Origin of the sequence: Arthrobacter sp. zg.Y820 (assembly GCF_030125555.1) — a bacterium.
Lineage (GTDB): Bacteria > Actinomycetota > Actinomycetes > Actinomycetales > Micrococcaceae > Arthrobacter_B.
The window spans coordinates 1-1,871 of sequence record NZ_JASKLX010000022.1 but is presented as its reverse complement, the minus strand read 5'-3'; the positions used below and the strand labels follow the sequence as shown (position 1 = coordinate 1,871).

General features: G+C 55.6%; 1 rRNA gene. It reads left to right on the top strand.

The annotated features are described in order from the left end of the window. Positions 1-176 precede the first annotated feature (176 nt). Positions 177-1,704, top strand: a 16S ribosomal RNA gene (locus QNN99_RS17405). Positions 1,705-1,871 lie beyond the last annotated feature (167 nt).

Here is a 1,871-nt window from a genome sequence, read left to right as displayed (position 1 = left end):
TCTGTTGTTTGAGAACTCAATAGTGTGCCAAGTTTATTGATACCAATTATTTTAATTGGTTGAACTGGTTCTTCCGCCCACCCCGTGGGTTGGGAGGACTTTTTTAGCTGGTTTCGAATTTAGTGCAGGACCGTGCAGCCAATTTTCCTTGGCTCCGGTGCTGTGTCTGTAACACATTTACGGAGAGTTTGATCCTGGCTCAGGATGAACGCTGGCGGCGTGCTTAACACATGCAAGTCGAACGATGACTTTTGTGCTTGCACAAAATGATTAGTGGCGAACGGGTGAGTAACACGTGAGTAACCTGCCCTTAACTTCGGGATAAGCCTGGGAAACCGGGTCTAATACCGGATACGACGGTCCACCGCATGGTGGTCCGTGGAAAGCTTGATGCGGTTTTGGATGGACTCGCGGCCTATCAGCTAGTTGGTTGGGGTAATGGCCCACCAAGGCGACGACGGGTAGCCGGCCTGAGAGGGTGACCGGCCACACTGGGACTGAGACACGGCCCAGACTCCTACGGGAGGCAGCAGTGGGGAATATTGCACAATGGGCGAAAGCCTGATGCAGCGACGCCGCGTGAGGGACGAAGGCCTTCGGGTTGTAAACCTCTTTCAGCAGGGAAGAAGCGAAAGTGACGGTACCTGCAGAAGAAGCGCCGGCTAACTACGTGCCAGCAGCCGCGGTAATACGTAGGGCGCAAGCGTTATCCGGAATTATTGGGCGTAAAGAGCTCGTAGGCGGTTTGTCGCGTCTGCTGTGAAAGCCCGGGGCTCAACCCCGGGTCTGCAGTGGGTACGGGCAGACTAGAGTGCAGTAGGGGAGACTGGAATTCCTGGTGTAGCGGTGAAATGCGCAGATATCAGGAGGAACACCGATGGCGAAGGCAGGTCTCTGGGCTGTAACTGACGCTGAGGAGCGAAAGCATGGGGAGCGAACAGGATTAGATACCCTGGTAGTCCATGCCGTAAACGTTGGGCACTAGGTGTGGGGGACATTCCACGTTTTCCGCGCCGTAGCTAACGCATTAAGTGCCCCGCCTGGGGAGTACGGCCGCAAGGCTAAAACTCAAAGGAATTGACGGGGGCCCGCACAAGCGGCGGAGCATGCGGATTAATTCGATGCAACGCGAAGAACCTTACCAAGGCTTGACATGAACCGGAAAAGCGTAGAAATACGCTCCCCACTTGTGGTCGGTTTACAGGTGGTGCATGGTTGTCGTCAGCTCGTGTCGTGAGATGTTGGGTTAAGTCCCGCAACGAGCGCAACCCTCGTTCTATGTTGCCAGCGCGTTATGGCGGGGACTCATAGGAGACTGCCGGGGTCAACTCGGAGGAAGGTGGGGACGACGTCAAATCATCATGCCCCTTATGTCTTGGGCTTCACGCATGCTACAATGGCCGGTACAAAGGGTTGCGATACTGTGAGGTGGAGCTAATCCCAAAAAGCCGGTCTCAGTTCGGATTGAGGTCTGCAACTCGACCTCATGAAGTTGGAGTCGCTAGTAATCGCAGATCAGCAACGCTGCGGTGAATACGTTCCCGGGCCTTGTACACACCGCCCGTCAAGTCACGAAAGTTGGTAACACCCGAAGCCGGTGGCCTAACCCCTTGTGGGAGGGAGCCGTCGAAGGTGGGACCGGCGATTGGGACTAAGTCGTAACAAGGTAGCCGTACCGGAAGGTGCGGCTGGATCACCTCCTTTCTAAGGAGCACCTCAGAGTTTTCCGTGTCCTTCCACAGTGTTGGAGGCGGGCTTTGCAGGAGATGCCCATCTCGGAGACATTCGTTCTCCGGTGGGTGCTCAAGGGTGGAATATCAATAAGCAGGTGCCCGGCGTTGAGCCTGGCAGTCTAGTACGCCGTGCGTGCC